The organism is Xylophilus sp. PBN-3R (genome assembly GCF_057747805.1).
In genome coordinates this window covers 2691986-2710431 of record NZ_CM173225.1, presented here as the reverse complement: position 1 = coordinate 2710431, position 18446 = coordinate 2691986, and the positions used below count along the sequence as shown (strand labels likewise).

Below are 18446 nucleotides of genomic sequence, written 5' to 3'. Positions count from 1 at the left end.
CGGGTACGGGTCACGTGCCGGCTTTTTGTTGTGGCTCGCCCAGCGACAACATCAGCCGGTTCGCCCAGTTGAAGAAGGCCGCGCCGTGGATCACGTCCGAGATCGCGTTGTCGTCCAGGCCCTGGGCACGCAGGCGTTCGATGTGGCCGGTGTCGAATTCGAGCGGTGTTTCGGTCAGCGCCACGGATGCCTCGATGACGGTGTTCCAGCGCGGGTCGATATCGACCGAAACTCCCTCGTCCAGCAGTCGCTGCACGTCTTCGGTCCGGTGCGAATGGTGGGACGCAAACCGCGAGTGCACCGAAGCGCAGTAGATGCAGCCGTTCAGGCGCGAGGTGGCCGCGGCCGACAGTTCCCGCTCGGCGCGCGGCAGGCCGGCGTCGGGGTTGTAGAAGATGTCCTTGTCGGTGCGGGTGCGGGCTCCCAGGATGTCCGGGTCGCGTGCCAGCAGCATGAAATAGGGCGACTTGGCGCGCGACGGATCGACCAGGCCGGCATGGTGGCGCTCGGTCAGTTCGGCTGCCGGCAGGGGTTCCAGCCACGGCAGCCATTCGAGCTGGGCCTGGGTGAAGACGGCAGGTACGTCGACATCGGTGTGGGTGACGATCTGATCGCTCATGCCTGGGCCTTTGCGGTGTTGGAAGTGACGGGGGCGGGGCTGGCGGCCAGGGCACGCAGGCCGACAATCACCCGGATCTGGAAGGAAAGAAACGCCACCAGCTGTGACAGCGTCACGATCCCGGTGGTCGACCAGCCGGCGTCGAGCAACGCCTGCAGATGCTCCGGCCGGGCATCTCGCGGATGGAACACCAGCAGATGTGCATGTTCGAAGGCGGCGGCCAGCGGTTTGCCCAGCGCGGCGCGTTCGGTTTCGTCAAGGGCGAAATTCAGGCCGCCCTCGTCTTCTGCGCTCAGCGGGCCGGCCGGGAAACGGCCGTACGGCCCCTGGGTCAGGCCGCGGGTCGCCACCTGTTCGATGACGGCCGCCAGGGGCAGGCCGTCGGCGTAGAAGGCGGCGACGGCCGGCTGGCGGTGCAGGTTCGCCACGAAGGCGGCCAGCGCGAAACGTTCGGCCAGCGAGAAACGCCCCGGTGCTTCCGGTGCGAACAGCGCCAGATAACTCTGCTGCGCGTTGGCACGGGCGGTGGCCCGGTGCTGTCGAACCCGGTCGAGCGGGCTGCCGGGAAGGGTGCCGACCAGGTGGTCGATGACATCCGTTGGTGGGTGGCTCATGCGGAAAAGGACTCCTGTGAAAAACGTTCCCTGGGACTGGATGGGTCCGCATTGTCGGCCCGCGACCATCCCAGCGCCGGCGCCACCTGGGTGGCGATGAGTTCGATGGACCGCAGGATGTCGCCGTGCGGCGGGTCGATGCTGTGCACCTGGAAGCTCAGCTCGGTCGCCTGCATCAGCGTGCGGTCCGCGCGCAACGATGCCACCACTTCGTCGGGTGTGCCGACATGGGCGTCGAAAGCCCTCAGCAAGGTGTCCAGCGACGCACCGGCCAGCGGGCGCTCCGGAGTCGAAAGCCGTTGCGCGGAACGGCGCAGGCCCAGTTCGGCCAGCCGCCGCGCCTCGCGCCGGTCGTCGGCCACGAACACGCTGCGCGAAGCCAGCACACGCGGTGCCACGCCGGCCGGCAGGGCCTGGCGATAGGCGTCGATCACCGGCAGCTGGATGTCGGCCAGCGTGGCCTGCGGTGCATTGGCCGGCCGTGGCTGGGTGCGCGACAGCATCAGCCCGTCGCCTGCCCGGCCGGCCCGTGCGCTGCCCGCCGTCGAAAACGTGGCCTGCCAGATGCGGTCGGCCAGCTGCGGGGCGGCGGGGTAAAGCCGGTCGCCGCCCGTCAGCGGCCGGCCGGCCCAGGCATCCCGCACGACTGCGAGGTGTCGGTCGAACAGCGCCCCTCGGTCGTCGTGGTGCAGCGAAAATGCGGTGAAGGAAGACGGCGTGCCGCCGTTGCCGACGCCCAGCTCGAGCCGGCCGTGGCACAGCAGGTCGAGCACCGCGGCGTCTTCGGCCACCCGCAGCGGGTTTTCCATCGGCAGGGTGACGATGCCGGTGCCCAGGCGGATGCGACGGGTCTGCGCCGCCAAGTGCGCCAGGAAGACGAAAGGCGACGGCAGTCCGCCTTCTTCCGCACGGAAATGATGCTGCGCCACCCAGGCCGAGTCGAATCCCCAGACCTCGGCATGGCGCACCTGGGCGGCGGCCAGCCGGTAACGTTCGGCGGCCGGAACCGCGTCAAGCAGTCTTGTGAAGAAGCCGATGCGAAGCGGCGGTTTCGGGGAAGATTTCAAGTTCGTCGTCATGGATGGCCCGGCCGGGAATGGCCGCGATGAGTTCACGGGTGTAGTCGCTGCCGGGTCGCAGGAACACGTCTTGCACCCGGCCGCTATCGACCTGCCGGCCGCCCTGCAGCACCGACACCGTGTCGGCCACCTGCCGCACCACCGACAGGTCGTGCGAGATGAAAAGATAGGTCAGGCCCAGCGTCTTCTGCAGCTTTTCGAGCAGCGCCAGGATCTGCGCCTGCACGGTGACGTCCAGGGCCGACACGGCTTCGTCCAGCACCAGCACCTGGGGCCGCAAAACCAGCGCGCGGGCGATCGCCACCCGCTGGCGCTGGCCGCCCGAAAGTGCGCGGGCACGGCGTTGCAGCAAGCCGGCCGGCAGCCCGACCTGCTGCAGGATCTCGTTCACCCGGCGAACACGTTCTTCGGCATTCACCGGTTCGAAGTTCAGCAGCGGTTCTTCGATGATGCGGAACACCGTCTGCCGCGGGTCCAGCGAGGTGAACGGGTTCTGGTGCACCAGCTGCACCTTGCGCCGGAACTGCCGCAGCGCCTCGCCGCGCAGGCCGGCCACGTCCACGCCGTCGATGAAGATGCGGCCCGAAGTGGGCTTCTGGAATCCCACCACGTCACGCACCGTGGTGGTCTTGCCCGAACCCGACTCGCCGACGATGGCGTGGGTGCTGCCTCGCCGCACCCTGAAGCTCACGCCGTCCACCGCGCGGAAGGTCTCGCGACGGCCTGACAGCGAAAATTCATGAACCAGGTCGTTGACCACGATGGCGTCGTCCGTCACCGATCCGGCAGCCGGCGCAGGCCGAAAATCCGTCATCGCCAGCGATGGCGCATCGGCGAGCAGGCGGCGGGTATAGGCGCTCTGCGGTTCGGCCAGCACCGCGGCGGTGCGGCCCTGTTCCTGCACCCGCCCGCCCTGCAGCACCACCAGCCGGTCGGCCCGGTCGGCGGCCACGCCCAGGTCGTGGGTCACCATCAGCACGGCGGTACCGAATTCACGCCGCAGTTCGTCGATCAGGTCGAGGATGCGCCGCTGCACCGTCACGTCGAGCGCGCTGGTCGGTTCGTCCGCAATGATCAGCGCGGGTTGCAGCGCGATGGCGATGGCGATCAGCACCCGCTGTTTCATGCCGCCCGAAAGCTCGTGCGGGTACTGCGTGGCACGCAGCGCGGGTTGCGAAAGTCCCACCCGCGCCAGCAGTTCGACCACCCGGCCGGCCACCGCGCCGCGCGGCACCTGGCGGTGGATCTTCAATATCTCGGCGATCTGCTGGCCCACCGTCTGCACCGGGTTCAGCGAACTGGTCGGGTCCTGCGGAATCAGGCTGACCACCCGGCCGCGGATGCCGTCGAGCTGCTTCTGCGACCAGCCGGTGATGTCCTGGCCGTTGAGCCGGATGGTGCCTTGCGTCAGCCGGCCGTTGTCCGCCAGCAGGCCGATGACGGCCTGCGCGGTGGTGGTCTTGCCAGAGCCGGATTCACCGACCAGGGCGACCACTTCACCGGCCGCGACGGTCAGCGAGACACCGTGCACCACCGGCTGTTCCCGGCCGTGGTCGGTGTAGGCGATGTGGAGGTCTTCCAGTTCCAGGACGGTGGGTTTCACCAGGGAAAGCATGCTCATTTCCGGTCCTTCGAGTGATTGGCAAAAGCCTGGCCGATGCGGTTCGCCGACAGCACCACCAGCACCACCAGCAGGCCCGGCACGGTGGTCAGCCACCAGCCGGTCGACAGGTAGTTGCGCCCTTCGGCGATCAGCAGACCCCATTCGGGTGTCGGCGGCGGCGCGCCGTAACCCAGGAAACCCAGGGTGGAGATCGACAGGATGGCCGAACCGAACTGAAGCGCGGCCAGCCCGATGACCGAGGTCAGCGAATTGGGCAGCACATGGCGCCACAGCACCGGCAGGAAACGCCCGCCGCTGCCGAAGGCGGCTTCCACATAGTCGGCCCGCCGCACCCGCACCACCTCCGACCGCACCAGCCTCGCGAAACCGGCGACCGATGCGACGCCCACCGCGATGGCTGCGTTCACCGTGCCGAAGCCCAGGATGATGATGATGCTGAGCGACAGCAGCAGCGCCGGCACCGCCAGCAGGACGTCGACGAAACGCATCAGGACATCGTCCACCCAGCCGCCGACGGCACCGGCCAGCAGGCCGACGGACGTGCCCAGCACCAGCCCGACGGCCACCGCCACGAAGGCCCCCGACAAGGAATGCACCGAGCCGTACACCACGCGTGCATACAGGTCGCGGCCCAGCCCGTCGGTGCCGAACCAGTGCGCCGCATCCGGCGCCAGCAGCTGCTGGCGCGCCACGCCCTGTATCGGGTTCTGGCCGGCGAACCAGCCCGGTGCCAGCGCCCACGCCGCCACGACGGCGATGACCAGCACCGCCAGCGCCAGGGTGACGGGCGTGCGCCTCAACCGTTTCCATGCCGTCGGCAGGAACGGCGCACCGTGCGCCTGCGAAGAGGCCGCGGCCTGTGAGTAGATGAAGGGTGTGCTCATGGCGTCAGGTTCCCGGGCGGCTGCGCAGCCGCGGATCGAGCAGGGGATACAGCAGATCGACCGCCAGGCTGATCAGCACGAAGGAGGTCGCCGAAATCACCACGATGGCCTGCAGCACGGCGGTGTCCTGGTTGTTGACCGCCTGCTGGGTGAGGCTGCCCAGGCCGCTCAGGCCGAACACCGCCTCGGTGACCACCGCACCGGCCAGCAGTTCACCGAAAAGCACACCGGCGATGGTCAGCACCGGCAGCACCGCATTGCGCGCCACATGCCGCCACAGCACCGCGTTGCGGCTGAGTCCCTTGGCGCGGGCCACCGCCACGAAGGGCTGGGTCAGCACCTGGTCGACGTTGCGCATGAAGATCTGCGCGAGCGGTGCGGAAATGGGCACGGCCAGCGTCAGCACCGGCAGCACCAGGCCTTCCCAGGGGCCGGGCGCGATCACCGGGATCCAGCCGAGCCGGAAGGAAAAAACCTGGATCAGCATGATGCCCAGCCAAAACACCGGCACCGATATGAACAGCGAGGGCAGGGCGGCGAAAGCCGATCGCAGCCAGGCGAAACGCCCCTGCTGCGACAGCCAAGCCAGGCCCAGCGCCAGCAACAGCGCCACCCCGAACCCCAGCGCCGCCAGCCGCAGCGTGGGCGGCAGGCTGGTCGCCAGGTTGCGGCTGACCGGCACGCCGGCCTGCACCGAATAACCGAAGTCGCCGGTCAGGAAGTTGAGCAGCGTGTGGCCGTATTGCGCCCACAGCGGCTGGTCGGCGCCGTAGCTGGCGCGAATGTCGGCCAGCTGTTCCGGACTCAGGCCCAGGTCGCCGTCCAGGAACTTGATCAGGATCGCGTCGCCGGGCAGCGCCTGCAGCAGCACGAAGGAGGCGGTGAAGGCCGCCCACAGCACCAGCAGGGCCTGGCCGACACGGCGCAATAGCAGGTGGTTCACCGGTCCGGCCCTCAATGCCTTGCCAGCCAGGCCGTGTAGAAGGCCGGGCGGCCGACCGCCTCGTAACCCACGTCCTTCACCCAGGGCGCGCCGGCGAAGGCCTGCGGCTCCTCGAACACCGGGATCACATAGGCCTGGTCGAGCAGGTAGTTCTGCACATCGGCCACCAGTGCCAGGCGTTTGGCCGGGTCGGTTTCGGCGGCGATGGCGTCGAAGAGGCCGTTGAGTTTGTCGTCCACGAAGGATTGCACCTTGGTCGACACGCCGCCTTTCTGCAGCAACATGTTGCGGTTGCCCGGATGGAAATAACTCTTGATGACGTCCGGGTCGGCCCGGCCCACCATGCCCGGCGCGACCGGTGCCTTTTCGGGGTCGAGGTTGTTCAGCACCCGGGTGCCGGCGTCGCCGCCCAGCACGTTGAGCCTGACGCCCACCTTGGCCCACTGCTGCGCCACCAGTTGCAGCATTTCCTTGTTCTGCGGCTGCGGCAGGGCTTCGTAGGCGTTCAGCACCAGGGCCTGGCCGTCCTTCTGGCGGATGCCGTCGGCGCCGGGCTTCCAGCCGGCGTCGTCCAGCAACTGTTTTGCCCTGGCCTCGTCGTAACCCAGTTTGGCGGACAGGTTCACGTAACCCGCCGCCGTCGAGGCGATGACCGAAGTCGCCTGCGGATAGTGGGCCGAATACAGGGTGTCGACCACCTCGCGGGTGTCGGTGGCGTGCAGTAGCGCCTGCCGCACCCGCAGGTCGGCCACCAGCTTGTTGTCAGGCCGGAAGGTGATGCTGTTGTTCACGCCGCGGGTCGGCGGCGCGTAGATGTCGAAATTGCTGTCGAGCACCCGTTTTTCGTCATAGGCCTGCACCTGGCGGATGAAACCCGCCTGGTTGGCCAGCAGCGCGCCGATGCGCACGCTGTCTTCGGGCGTGACGATGAGCTTGATGCCGTCGAGCCGCGCGCGGCCCTGCTGCGCCAGCGGGCCGGGGCCCCACGCATAGTCTTTCCGGGCGCTGAAGTTGATCTCCTTGCCCAGCGTCTCGCTGGTCACGACGAACGGTCCGGAGCCGATGATGCGGGTGGCGTCGCCCAATTCCTCGAAGGGCCGGGCCAGGGTGCTCAGCGACACCAGCCCGGAGCCGATGGCCGAGGTGCCCTGCAGGAAACCGGGCGACGGTTTCCTGAAGCGGAACCTGACCGTCAGCGGATCGATCACCTCGCTGCCCTGGTAGTTGTTGATGACCTCGGACACCGGCAGCTTGAGTTCCTTGTTGCCCAGGCCGTAGGTGTCGAAATTCTTCGCCACCACGGTCGCATCCAGCGGCGTGCCGTCGGAGAAGGTCACGCCCTTCTTCAGCTTGAAGATGTATTCGGTGGCGCTGTCGTTGACCGTCCAGGACTCGGCGATCCACGGCTCGATCTTCAGCGTCTTGGGGTCCTGCCAGGTGAGTTTGTCGGTGATCTGGTTCAGCACGCCGCCGTTGGGGTAGAAGCCCCCCGCCGGCGGGTACAGGTTGGTGTGGGCCTGCTGCTCCAGGTAGACCAGCGTGCCGCCGACGACGGGTTGCTGGTCGGCAGCATCGGCGGCCGACCTGTCACCGTTCTTCGAGCATCCCGCGACCAGGGCCACCACGGCCAGAGTGATCACGGCGAGCGCATTCTTTCGATTCATTCCAAACACCTTCAGTGCCAAACAGGCCAGCGGCCGAAGGTCAGGAATGCTATCCATGGCGCTGCGGATTGCTTGCCTATTTGGTAGCAAGGTCGGAAGGTTTTCGTTCTTCACTTCGGTGCCGCGCGACCGAAGAATGATTGGCCTCATTCATCGCAAGAAACTGCACAACGGAGCCCGGACATGAGCCACCTCGACGAATACCTGGAAGAAAAACGCGCCGCCGTACGGGCGCGTAGCGCGGCCATCGCGGCCGGCACGGCCAAGCCCGTACAACTGAAGGCGCATGTGCGCGCCGAAGGCCGCAGCGGCGTGCGCCGGCTGCGCATCCGCGAACACCAGGTCATCAGCGACAGCCCGCCCGACTTCGCCGGCTACAACCTGGGCCCCAGCTCGCCCGAGCTGCAACTGGGCGTGCTGGGCACCTGTGTCACCCACATCTTCCTGATCCAGGCGGCCGACCGCCAGGTGCCGCTGGAAAGCCTCGAAGTGGAGGTCACCGGCATCATCGACCCGCGCGGCGGCAAACCCGGCCACGAACAGACACCCATCTGGCCGCACGAGATCGGCTACACGGTGCACATCGACTCACCCGCCAGCGCCGAAGACATCCAGGCGCTGTTCGAGGCGGTCGAGCGCACCTGCCCCATCCTCAACCTGCTGCGCAATCCGCAGACCGTGCGCGCCGAGGTCAGGCACATCGACTCGCGCGCCGGCAACGACAATGCACAGGCCGGCCGGGAGGCCGTCGCTGCCTGAGTCCCAAGCTCTTTTCCGGAGATTCATTTGACCCTGCCACTCGACCACATCGTCGTCGCGGTCCACGACCTCGACAAGACCATCGCCGACTACACCGCCCTGGGTTTCAACGTGCTGCGCGGCGGCAGCCACCCCGGCCGCACCAGCCACAACGCGCTGGTGGTGTTCGCCGACGGCTCCTACTTCGAACTCATCGCCTTCAAGGAGCCGTCGCCCAATGAACGCTGGTGGCGCCAGCTCGATGCGTTCGGCGAAGGCATCGTCGACTTCGCCCTGCTGCCGCCCGACACCGCCACCACGGTGGCCGAAACCGCCGAGCGCGGCCTGCAGCTGCAAGGCCCGCTGGACGGCGGTCGCCTGCGCCCCGACGGTGAACGCCTGCAATGGCAGACCGCCCGGTCGCCCACGCAGGACCTGCCTTTCCTCTGCGGCGACATCACCCCGCGCGGCCTGCGGGTGCCCGAGGGCGATGCGCGGTTGCACGGCAACGGCGCGACCGGCGTCAGCAGCCTGGCCGTCGCGGTGTTCGATCTCGATACGAGCCTGGTCCGCTGGCGTGCGCTGCTGGGCGATGCGGCGGTCGGCCAGGCAGTGGCTTTGCCCGGTGGCGATGCGCGCATCGCCGTCGTTCAGCTGGGCGGCACCTCGCTGATCCTGTCGTCGCCGCGCGGCGCCAGGGGTGAGGCGACCAGCCCGCTGGCGCGCCACCTCGCCACTCGCGGCGAAGGCCCGTATGCGCTGGTGCTGCGCACCGGAGACGCCAGCCAGAGCGGTGCGGCGCTGGACCCGGCCCGCACCCACGGTGCGGCCATCGAATTCGAACTGGCATCGGCATCGGCATCGGGCGCTGCGCGGGCGGCAACCGGCGCCGAGGCATAAACAAACTCGAAAATCTTCTTTGAGGGTCGGGGCCCGCCGCCTAGCCTCGACCCTCATATGAACGCTTTTTCCCCACTGCCGCCGGTCTTCGACGGCGCCCCCTTGCCCGGTTCGGCCGCCCTGCGACAACTGGTGGACGCGGTCGCCGAAGGCGCTTCCGAGCGCGACCAGAAACGGATCCATCCGCACGCCGCCATCGAACTGCTGCGGCAATCCCGCTTCGGCGCTTTGAGGCTGCCGGTGGCCGACGGCGGCGGCGGCGCGAGCCTGCGGCAGACGCTGGCGGCGGTGGTGCAGCTCGGCGCGGCCGATTCGAGCGTCGCCCACGTGCTGCGCAACCATTTCGTTTTCGTCGACCGTTATGTGGTGCCGGTGCCCGGCCAGGAGGCCAGTCCCTGGTTCGATGCCGTCGCGGCCGGCGCGGTCATCGGCGTGGCCGCCGGCGAACTGACCACCGCGGCCGTCGGCGACGGCTCCATCGACAGCCAGCTGGTGCCCGACCCGGCCGGTGGCTGGCGGCTCAGCGGCACCAAGTTCTACAGCACCGGAAGCCTGTATGCCGACTACGTGGCTGTGCGCGCCCAGCTGCCCGACGGCCGCGCCGCCACCGCGGTACTGCCGGCCGACCGCGAAGGCCTGAGCCTGGACGACGACTGGTACGGCATGGGCCAGCGCCTCACCGGCACCGGCACCACCCGGCTGGACCGGGTGCTGGTGAAGCCGCAGGAACTGGTCATCGACCGAGACGGTTTCGGCTACCGCATCCCCTACAGCAACACCATCGCGCAGCTCTACCTGACGGCCATCAACGCCGGCATATTGCAGGCGGTCCGGCGCGATGCGGTCCTGCTCGTCAAACGCCGCGGTAACCGCAACTTCGCCCATGGCAATGCGCCGCGTCCGGAAGACGACGCGGTGCTGCAGCAGGACATCGGCGACATCGCCAGCAGTGCCTTCGCCGCCGAAGCCACGGTGCTCGCGGCCGCCGACGCGCTAGACCTGGTGCATGCATCCCGCCTGCGCGGCGCCCATGACCGCGAACTGGCGCTGGGGGCCTCGGTGGCGGCGGCCAAGGCCAAGGTCGTCGTGGATTCGCTGGTGCTGCGCGCGGCCAGCCAGTTGTTCGACGTCGGCGGCGCATCGGCCACCGTCCAGGCTGCCAACCTCGACCGCCACTGGCGCAACGCCCGCACCCTCGCATCGCACAACCCGGCAAGCCAGAAGGCGAGGGTGCTGGGTGAATACGAGATCCACGGAACGCCACTGCCGGCCGGCGGTTTTTTCTGAGACGCCGGGTGCGGTTTATCGAAAGGTCTCTGCAGCCTTGGTGTCCAGCGCTTCCCGCAGCAACTTGATCTTTCCGTTCTCGGCGATCAGCAGCCCGGCATAGGTCTGCCGGTAGACCTCGCCGGTGGCGGCGACAGGTGCTTCCACTTCGTATTCGGCGAAGGTCCTTTCGGGTGTCTCGATCCAGAACCTCAGGTTCTGGAAACCGAAGGCCGGCGCCTTGACCAGGATGCCGGAGACCAATCGCCCGATAGCTTCCGGGCCCTGCGCGTGGACGTGTATCCAGGGCAGTTCCAGCACGCCGTCGGGCGCGAACAGCGCGGCGGCGGCGGCCGGTTGCTGGATGGCAGCGAGGTAGCTGCGCAACAGTTCGGGTGCTGTCTGCATATTCACACCTGCGCCTGGCCGCCGTCGGCAAACAGTTCCACGCCGTTGACATAAGAGGACTCGTCGGAAGCCAGGAACACCGCCACGCTGGCGATTTCATCCGGCTGGCCGACGCGGCCCATCGGCACCTGTCCGGCCATGTAGTCGAGCAGGCCCTGCTGCTGCGCTGCGTCCGGCCCGGCAAGCTCTACGAGGCCGGGCGTCTGGATCGGGCCGGGCGACAGGGTGTTGACCCGGATCGCCTTGCCCTTCAGGTCGAGCACCCAGCTGCGCGCCAGGTTGCGCACGGCCGCCTTGGTCGCGCTGTAGATGCTGAAGTTGGCGGTGCCCTTGATGCTTGTCGTGGAGCCGGCCAGGATGACCGACGCACCGGTGGCTGCTTTTTCGAGCAGCGGCAAGGCTTTCTGCACGGTGAACACCACGCCCTTGACGTTGCGGTCGAAGGTCTCGTCGAAATGCGCTTCGGTGATGGCACCCAGCGGCAGCATCGAACCGCCGCCGGCGTTGGCATACAGCACGTCGAGGCGGCCGTGCCGGTCGGCGATGGCGGCGAACACGGCATCCAGGTCGGCCAGGCTCGAGGAATCCGCGCGGATACCGAACGCCGCGCCGCCGGCCGATATGACGGACGCAACCGCCGCATCCAGCTCGACCTGCCTGCGGCCGGTGAGGTAGACGGATGCGCCCTGGGCAGCGAACGCCCGGGCGGCCGCCAGGCCGATGCCGGAAGTTGCGCCGGTGACCAATGCGACTTTGCCTGCGAGTTTCTGAGCCATGTTTTTCTCCGTTGGTGCTTAGGAGCGCCCAGTTTGATTGAGTTGAAAACATGAATAAAGTCCAAAACGGCTAGAACATAATTCATCAAACTGAATAATGGAGGGCGTTTCATGGATCAGATGCTGGCGCTGCGGGTCTTCGTCCGTATTGCCGAGACGGGCGGATTTTCAAGGGCGGCCGACCTGATGAACATTCCGCGTCCCACGGTGACCAAACTCATCCAGGACCTGGAGGCGCATGTCGGCACCAGACTCCTTCGCCGCACCACCCGGCGGGTCCAGGTGACGGACGAAGGCTCGGCCTATTACGAACGCGCCCGGCGCATCGTCGCCGACGTCGACGACATGGACCTGCTGGCCGGCGGCTCGCGCGCCCAACTGCGGGGCCGACTGCGGGTGGATGTCGGATCGGTCGTCGCCAATCGCATCCTGCTGCCGGCGCTGCCCGGGTTTCGTGAGCGTTATCCGGGCTTGCGGCTGGAACTGGGCGTCAGCGATCGGCCCATTGACCTGATCGGCGACGGTGTCGACTGCGCCATTCGCGGCGGCGACCTGCCGGACAACAGCATGGTGGCGCGCCGACTGGCTTCGCTGCCGTGGGTGACCTGCGCCAGCGCCGCCTACCTCGACCGCCGTGGAGAGCCGAAACACCCGGACGACCTGACCGCCGATCCGGCTGCCAAGGTGCGCCACGACCTGGTCGGCTACTTTTCGTCGCTGACCGGACGTGCATTCGCGCTGGAGTTCCACCAGGCCGCCGCCGTCATATCGGTCAGGCCGGATCACGGGGTGCTGTGCAACGAAAGCACGGCCCATATCAACGCGCTGGCGTGCGGCCTCGGCGTGGGGCAGACCTTCCGTTTCGCCGCGGCGCCGGGTCTCGCCGACGGATCCCTGCGCGAAGTGCTGCCCGGCTGGTCCAGGCCGGCCCAGACCTTCAGCCTGGTCTACCCGGGAGGCCGCGAACTCAGCGCCAGGATCCGGGCTTTCTCGGACTGGGCGACAGAGTTGTTCGCACCGCTTTCCGGCGGGGCAACGATTCACCGCGAGTCGAAGGCATGACCACGCTCAGGCTGGAGCGATGAGCGGTATCGAAGGGGCCATTTTCCGCATCGCCCGATATTGGATTTTGGTGAATCGGTCTGGGTAAACCTTGTTGGGGGCAGGCGCCCGCACCGGCAGAGGCCGACACGCCGCCCTGAACCGGCGGTGCATCCGGCCGCGTTGAACCTCTCGGAGGGGGGAGAATCAACCGATCGCGGCGAAGCCGTGTGAATAATTCCAGAGCCGTCCCTGACAACCCCCCAAAAAAGACATGTCCTTCAATCCAAGCCGACTTTCCGCCGCCCTCGTCATCGCAGCAAGCACCCTGGCCTGTGGCTCCGTGGCCCTTGCGGCCGCCCCCGCCGCCAAATCCGCTGCCCAGAAAAAGGCAGCCCCCGCCAAGGCAACCAAAGCCGCCAAGGCCGCCGCGGCATCCAGCGTGCCGCTGCTGGCCGGCACCACCATCCTGGCGTCCGGCGCGCCTTCGCTGCCTGCCAAGGCCTGGCTGGTGATGGACTTCGACTCCGGCCAGATTTTGGCCTCGGCCAACCCCGACGAAGCCCTGCCGCCCGCATCGCTCACCAAGATGATGACCAGCTACCTGGTCGAACAGGCGTTGCGCACCGGCAAACTCAAGCAGACCGACCTGGTGTCGGTCAGCGAAAACGCCTGGTGCCGGGGTTCGGGCACCGAGTCGTGCATGTACCTGCCGCTGAACAGCCAGGCCACCGTGATAGACCTGCTACGCGGCATCATCGTGCAGTCGGGCAACGACGCTTCGAAGGCCATCGCCGAACACATGGCCGGCTCCGAAGAGGGTTTCGCCAAGCTGATGAACGCCGAGGCGCAGCGCCTGGGCATGACCCACACCCACTTCGTCAACCCCACCGGCCTGCCGGACCCGGACCACAAGTCGTCGGCCCGCGACCTGGCCATCCTGGCCCGCGCCATCATCCGCGACAGCTCGGACTACTACCCCATCTACGCCGAGCGCGAGTTCAAGTACAACGGCATCAAGCAGGGCAACCGCAACGCGCTGCTGTACACCGACTCCACCGTCGACGGCCTGAAGACCGGCCACACCCAGGAGGCCGGCTACTGCCTGGTGACCTCGTCCAAACGCAACGGCACCCGCCTGATCACGGTGATGCTGAACACCGGCAGCCCGCAGGCCCGCGCCGATGCCACCCGCACGCTGCTGGGCTGGGGTTTCAACAACTTCGAGAAAGTGACCCCGATCCAGCCGAACACCGTCGTGTCGACGGTGCCGGTGCTTTTCGGCAAGGAAAAGACCGTCACCGCCGCGCTGCAGGCGCCCTGGTCGCTGACCGTGCCGCGCGGCCAGAAGGTCGAGACCTCGGTCGAGGTCAAGCCGGACCTGGAAGCACCCATCGCCAAGGACGCGGTCATCGGCAAGGTGGTCGCCAAGTCGAACGGCCAGGTGGTGGGTGAATCGCCGCTGGTGGCCCAGGTCGAGGTGGAGCGCGCCGGGTTCATGCTGCGGACCTGGCAGCGGTTCGTGGGGATGTTCGGGAAGTAAGCCGGGCCAGCCGGCCAGGCTTCAGGCCTTCAGCAGATAACGCGTGTTGAAGGCATCCGGCGTCGCGGCGACCTTGAACACCGTCACCTCCCGCACCAGCTTCTGCGCCTGGCCTTCCAGGCTGGCCGCAGCAGCCGCGCTTTCTTCCACCAGCGCGGCGTTCTGCTGGGTCACCCGGTCGATCTGGCCGATGGCTTCACCGATCTGACCGACACCCAGGATCTGCTCGTTGTTGGCCGTCGCCATCTCCTGCACGATGGTCGACAACTGGCCGATGGAGCTGACGATACGGTCGATGGTCTGGCCCGCCGTATCGACCTGCGCCGCCCCTTGCGAGGTGCTGTTCACGCTCTCTTCCACCAGGGTCTTGACCTCCTTGGCGGCTGCCGCGCTGCGCTGCGCCAGTGCGCGCACTTCAGACGCGACCACCGCGAAGCCGCGCCCCTGTTCACCTGCCCGGGCAGCCTCGACGGCCGCGTTCAGCGCCAGGATGTTGGTCTGGAAGGCGATGCTGTCGATGACACCGATGATGTCGCCGACCCGGGCCGAATTGCGGTTGATCTCGCGCATGGTGGCCACCACGTCGCCCACCACCTTGCCGCCCAGTTCGGCCACCTCGCTCGCGTTGCGGGCCAGGGCCCCGGCCCGCGTCGCGTTGTCGGCGTTGTTGCGGGTGGTGGCGCCCAGCTCGTCCATCGACGCCGCTGTTTCTTCCAGTGCGGCCGCCTGCTCTTCGGTGCGGCTGCTCAGGTCGAGGTTGCCCTGGGCGATCTGCGAACTTGCCGACGCCACGCCTTCGGCGCTGGAGCGCACTGCAATCACGATGTGCGAGAGCTTGTGCTGCATAGCCTTCAAGGCGCGCAGCAGGGCGGCGGTTTCGTCCTGGCCGCGTCCATCGATCACGCCGGTCAGGTCACCCGACGCCACCGCCTCGGCAATGCCCACCGCCGTATCGAGCGGTTTGGCAATCGTGCCAAGTTGACCCGTTGTAATCGTTCGATTACATTTCGATCAATGACCTACACGGTAAAGCCACTCGGCGAGTTTTCTGAATGGCTTAAAGATCTGAAGGACGCTTTGACGCGGCAGCGTCTGATCAAGCGTCTAAGAAAGGTCCAACTGGGCAACCTGGGTGATGTGAAGCCAGTAGGCGAGGGAGTGTTCGAAATGCGCGAGCACTTCGGGCCTGGCTGGCGCATGTATTACGTCCAGCAAGGCGACGTCGTGATCCTGATGCTGGGCGGTGGGGAAAAGTCCGGTCAACAGGCCGACATTCAGCGCGCCATTGCGCTTGCTAAATGCTTAAAGGATTGACGATGACCAAACAAATCAAGATTTCCGAACTTCCCGAGTTCGACGCAGCCGAATACCTGACGAGCGAAGAAGAGGTGGCGGCTTATCTCACCACCGTACTTGAAGAAAACGACTCGGCGCTACTGGCGGCAGCCATCGGCGACATAGCACGTGCACGGGGCATGGCGCAGGTTGCAAAGGATTCCGGCATCGCACGTGAGGCCCTTTACAAGGCGCTTCGACCGGGGAGCCAACCTCGATTCGAGACGATCAGCCGCGTTTGCGCTGCATTAGGCGTACGCCTAGTGGCGCAGCCCATGCATTCCGCGTCCTGAGAAGACGCAGCGGCGTCATGGCCAGCGCATCAAAGATTTAGCTGCCGGCGAGCATCCAGTCTTCGGCGCTGCTGAAAGAGCCGGTTCCGCCGAAGGCCCGCTGCGCCACGTCGGCCACCCAGCCGATGCGGTTCAGTGTCTGGCGCAGCAACTGGATCCTGTCCTCGCGGTCGTCGTCGTCCTCGTCGTGGATCAGGTTGGGGCGATGGCGGGAGATGCGGACGGCGGTGTTGGCGAGGATGCAGACCTCCCGCATGAGGTCGCAGGCGTGGTCGGGGTCGTAGCGGGTTGAGGGGTCGGGTGCCGAGACTGTCTCTGTGGTGGCGTTGGTTGCCGAAGCTGTCGTAGCTGCCGAAGCTGCGGTCTCCGGTATGGCGGGGATGGGCTGGGGACGAGGCGTCGTCCTGGTTTTCGTCTTCATGCTGGCCTCCTGATCGTTGGCTCCGCGAAGGGAAACCACCGCCAAGTCATCGGGAGGATGAAGTGGCGGCGGCTCGAACAGGTTGGCGTACCGGCTACTCATACGAAAAACCCGGCAGGGCGTGAACCCTCCCACTCGAGCCGCCAGAAGCGATTCGAATGAAAAGGCCGCACGCATTGCGGTGCATACGGCCTAAGCCGTACGAGTAGTTCAGGACGCCAATCCTGTTCGCGCATTTCTGCGCGAGGGGGTAATGTAATGCAGGTTGGGTGCGTGAGGCAAACCGAAACGAGGGCTGCTGTCTGCCAAAATCGGGCTGTCAAAGTGCTGGATTAATGTTTATCAACTAATTTAAGCGCCAACGGGCTTCAATGCTCCGATGTATATGTCCGCTTCGGGCCCAAAGCGGACGTTCGCGCACTTGGCTTTGATGGCGCGTTAGCAAACTCGCGGTCTTTTGGATCTTGCCAATCGAGCCTGCATTTCCTCATCCGTCATGGTTTCGGGCTCTGCATCAATGGGTGCGGTTTCACTTGGCAGCAGACGGCCAATATCTGGGCTTAACTCATTGGGACATGCTGGAATCGAAGGTGGCAGGGATGCAGCCAAAGCTAGAAGCCATTGTTTCTTTCCTGATTGGGTGATATTTGTGTTAGCCGATAGGTTGTAGAAGCGCCGGGCTTCCTGCCACGACAGCAATGAAATGGCCTTCCCTGATTCGGTTTGCATTACTGTCAACCTTGCGACGGCACTATTAACCCGCTCATCGTCTCCCTTCCCTAGGGAGGTGACACTGGAGCCATCAGCCGACATGTCGTGCTCCATAAGCACGACCTCAAGGCCATCAGGCGTGCGAAATCCGCGGTAAATACGCGAGGGAATGCTGTTGATGCTTTCAGTTCTGGATCCGGTCGCGGTATATTTTGAGAACGGGGTATTCTGGATGGATGCAGGAGTGAAAATAGGTGGCGGCGATAGCCACCGGCTTATTAAGTGCCCAGAGATCTCGTAGGGCTCTAGGTCACCTTCGCAGACTGGAATAAAGCCCTGGTTTCTCATTAAGCTTGAATGCGTCAGCGGTCGACTATACGCATCGACCGACCGTTGGTCTATGCGACGTAAGCACGCCTCGTGATCTTCGATATTTCCGCGAAGGAACCATGCGGTCAAAATCGTGCCGGCGAGGGTAGCAACTAACAAGGAGAAAAGGACCGTGGAAAGCCGCCGACCATTCCCGTTATATCTCAGCGCGCTAATCCATCCAAAAAAAAGTACGGCTAGCAAGGCAAATGCACCCATGAGTGTCCCGAGAATTGCAGCACCGAATAAGCCGGGTTTAAACCACGCCATCAGAAAAAGGCAAAGGCTCCAGGGAAATACCATGAAGAACGATACTGCGACCATGGCTCTGACCGCCGATGGTCGCTGAACAAGCATGCCACCGCAGCCCAGGATGATGAATGGGCACGCCAAAAGCACGCTGCCTACCAGCGTTGCCAGGCTTATATAGGGAAACTGAAGCAGAAGCGGGAGGGCTATCACTGCCGATATTCCCATCCAGATAAAGGTTGACTTCTGATCTTTTTGCTTTAATAACATGTTGTTATTTGATAATCTACGATTGAGGCTTGGGGCGTTGCGATACCGGGCTGGCGCACAACTCATGATGGCGATATAGCGTAGCGCACGATCAATTCCACGCGGAGGTGACGGAATATAAATTTCCACTTCTGGCCGAAAGCGGGCCTGATTGATCTGGCATGTGTCATGCAGACCTGAAAAGATAAATGCCCACACCGATCAACGCCCAGATCACAAATCCGCAGTAACTAGCGATCTCGACCTCCAGGACCAGTTTACCGCTGGGGCTACGCGAAATACGTTTGCCGGATCTAAATAAGGCCCGGTGTTTACGATTAGGTTCGACTACTACATTGGCCGAGCGTAAGGATGGGGATCATCACATAAGCCGTCACATAGCCCGATATGTGAATGGCCACTTCGACAAGAGGCCGCAAGATGAATTCCGCCACTGCATCGAGCGCCATGGGAGCCTTATCGGAATGGTGTCTCTGAACTCCATTGATTCTGCCTGATAGGAACTGCCTGGATCCAATCGTCCGAGTCATTCGCTTTCTCGCCAAACGGTGGGACGGAGGAATCAATGCTCAGCTGCGGCCTTGAAGCTGGAATACGGTCTGAGATGACACTAATTGCCTGTGCGGGCGGGGAGGTACTGTAAAAATCGTTCGCTGGCGAATGCTGCCCTCCCCAGCAGCATCCGCCGTCCCGGCTATC

18 protein-coding genes and 1 pseudogene are annotated in these 18446 nt (G+C 65.5%); 7 read left to right on the top strand and 12 right to left on the bottom strand.

Going from position 1 to position 18446, the window contains the following annotated elements; all coding sequences use genetic code 11:
* Positions 1–10: 10 nt before the first annotated feature.
* The 7 genes from AC3ANW_RS12905 to AC3ANW_RS12875 are packed head-to-tail and all read right to left on the bottom strand — an operon-like array spanning position 11 to position 7427.
* Entirely contained in the window at positions 11–619 is a 609-nt protein-coding gene (locus AC3ANW_RS12905; RefSeq protein WP_488341250.1) for an alkylhydroperoxidase domain protein, read from the bottom strand.
* The gene (locus tag AC3ANW_RS12900) at positions 616–1233 is read right to left on the bottom strand and encodes a CMD domain protein (RefSeq protein ID WP_488341249.1); all 618 of its coding nucleotides are present in this window, start codon (positions 1231–1233) and stop codon (positions 616–618) included. The genes AC3ANW_RS12905 and AC3ANW_RS12900 overlap by 4 nt, the downstream gene beginning before the upstream one ends.
* On the bottom strand, positions 1230–2312 hold the full coding sequence (locus AC3ANW_RS12895; protein WP_488341248.1) for a putative FMN-dependent luciferase-like monooxygenase: 1083 nt from the start codon (positions 2310–2312) through the stop codon (positions 1230–1232). The genes AC3ANW_RS12900 and AC3ANW_RS12895 overlap by 4 nt, the downstream gene beginning before the upstream one ends.
* A complete protein-coding gene (locus AC3ANW_RS12890) occupies positions 2245–3933 on the bottom strand; it encodes a dipeptide ABC transporter ATP-binding protein (RefSeq protein ID WP_488341247.1) in 1689 nt (562 codons plus the stop codon). The genes AC3ANW_RS12895 and AC3ANW_RS12890 overlap by 68 nt, the downstream gene beginning before the upstream one ends.
* Positions 3930–4820: an ABC transporter permease gene (locus AC3ANW_RS12885; RefSeq protein WP_488341246.1), complete on the bottom strand. Its 891-nt coding sequence runs from the start codon at positions 4818–4820 to the stop codon at positions 3930–3932. Before AC3ANW_RS12885 ends, AC3ANW_RS12890 begins: the two co-directional genes overlap by 4 nt.
* A 4-nt stretch (positions 4821–4824) precedes the next feature.
* Positions 4825–5763, bottom strand: coding sequence for an ABC transporter permease (locus AC3ANW_RS12880; RefSeq protein ID WP_488341245.1), 939 nt, complete (start codon positions 5761–5763; stop codon positions 4825–4827).
* A gap of 11 nt (positions 5764–5774) precedes the next feature.
* Complete coding sequence (locus tag AC3ANW_RS12875) at positions 5775–7427, bottom strand: TIGR04028 family ABC transporter substrate-binding protein (protein ID WP_488341244.1); 1653 nt, start codon at positions 7425–7427, stop codon at positions 5775–5777.
* A gap of 183 nt (positions 7428–7610) precedes the next feature.
* Between AC3ANW_RS12875 and AC3ANW_RS12870 the strand changes: the two genes are divergently transcribed.
* Genes AC3ANW_RS12870 through AC3ANW_RS12860 form a run of 3 tightly spaced genes read left to right on the top strand, consistent with a single transcriptional unit; the run spans position 7611 to position 10352 of the window.
* Positions 7611–8186 carry an OsmC family protein gene (locus tag AC3ANW_RS12870; protein WP_488341243.1) on the top strand — a complete coding sequence of 192 codons (576 nt, stop codon included), beginning with the start codon at positions 7611–7613 and terminating at the stop codon, positions 8184–8186.
* A 27-nt stretch (positions 8187–8213) separates the two neighbouring features.
* On the top strand, positions 8214–9065 hold the full coding sequence (locus AC3ANW_RS12865; RefSeq protein WP_488341242.1) for a VOC family protein: 852 nt from the start codon (positions 8214–8216) through the stop codon (positions 9063–9065).
* A gap of 57 nt (positions 9066–9122) precedes the next feature.
* On the top strand, positions 9123–10352 hold the full coding sequence (locus AC3ANW_RS12860) for an acyl-CoA dehydrogenase family protein (RefSeq protein ID WP_488341241.1): 1230 nt from the start codon (positions 9123–9125) through the stop codon (positions 10350–10352).
* A gap of 15 nt (positions 10353–10367) precedes the next feature.
* Here the strand turns inward: AC3ANW_RS12860 and AC3ANW_RS12855 are convergent, their stop codons facing one another.
* Complete coding sequence (locus AC3ANW_RS12855; RefSeq protein WP_488341240.1) at positions 10368–10739, bottom strand: nuclear transport factor 2 family protein; 372 nt, start codon at positions 10737–10739, stop codon at positions 10368–10370.
* A 2-nt stretch (positions 10740–10741) separates the two neighbouring features.
* Positions 10742–11515, bottom strand: a complete 774-nt coding sequence (locus AC3ANW_RS12850; RefSeq protein ID WP_488341239.1) for an SDR family NAD(P)-dependent oxidoreductase — start codon at positions 11513–11515, stop codon at positions 10742–10744.
* A gap of 111 nt (positions 11516–11626) precedes the next feature.
* Between AC3ANW_RS12850 and AC3ANW_RS12845 the strand changes: the two genes are divergently transcribed.
* Both AC3ANW_RS12845 and AC3ANW_RS12840 read left to right on the top strand, forming a co-directional pair.
* On the top strand, positions 11627–12577 hold the full coding sequence (locus AC3ANW_RS12845) for a LysR family transcriptional regulator (RefSeq protein ID WP_488341238.1): 951 nt from the start codon (positions 11627–11629) through the stop codon (positions 12575–12577).
* 253 nt (positions 12578–12830) lie between these two features.
* On the top strand, positions 12831–14099 hold the full coding sequence (locus AC3ANW_RS12840) for a D-alanyl-D-alanine carboxypeptidase family protein (RefSeq protein ID WP_488341237.1): 1269 nt from the start codon (positions 12831–12833) through the stop codon (positions 14097–14099).
* A 21-nt stretch (positions 14100–14120) separates the two neighbouring features.
* Here the strand turns inward: AC3ANW_RS12840 and AC3ANW_RS12835 are convergent.
* Positions 14121–15071 (bottom strand): annotated as a pseudogene (locus tag AC3ANW_RS12835) (methyl-accepting chemotaxis protein); the annotation flags it as partial.
* Positions 15072–15113: 42 nt separating this feature from the next.
* Between AC3ANW_RS12835 and AC3ANW_RS12830 the strand changes: the two are divergent.
* Both AC3ANW_RS12830 and AC3ANW_RS12825 read left to right on the top strand, forming a co-directional pair.
* Positions 15114–15413 (top strand): type II toxin-antitoxin system RelE/ParE family toxin, encoded by a 300-nt coding sequence (locus AC3ANW_RS12830; RefSeq protein ID WP_488341236.1) that lies wholly within the window; start codon positions 15114–15116, stop codon positions 15411–15413.
* Between the two features lie 2 nt (positions 15414–15415).
* The gene (locus AC3ANW_RS12825) at positions 15416–15727 is read left to right on the top strand and encodes an addiction module antidote protein (protein ID WP_488341235.1); all 312 of its coding nucleotides are present in this window, start codon (positions 15416–15418) and stop codon (positions 15725–15727) included.
* Positions 15728–15764: 37 nt separating this feature from the next.
* Here the strand turns inward: AC3ANW_RS12825 and AC3ANW_RS12820 are convergent, their stop codons facing one another.
* Positions 15765–16148 carry a hypothetical protein gene (locus tag AC3ANW_RS12820; protein WP_488341234.1) on the bottom strand — a complete coding sequence of 128 codons (384 nt, stop codon included), beginning with the start codon at positions 16146–16148 and terminating at the stop codon, positions 15765–15767.
* A gap of 438 nt (positions 16149–16586) precedes the next feature.
* Positions 16587–17945, bottom strand: coding sequence for a hypothetical protein (locus tag AC3ANW_RS12815; RefSeq protein ID WP_488341233.1), 1359 nt, complete (start codon positions 17943–17945; stop codon positions 16587–16589).
* Between the last annotated feature and the right edge of the window lie 501 nt (positions 17946–18446).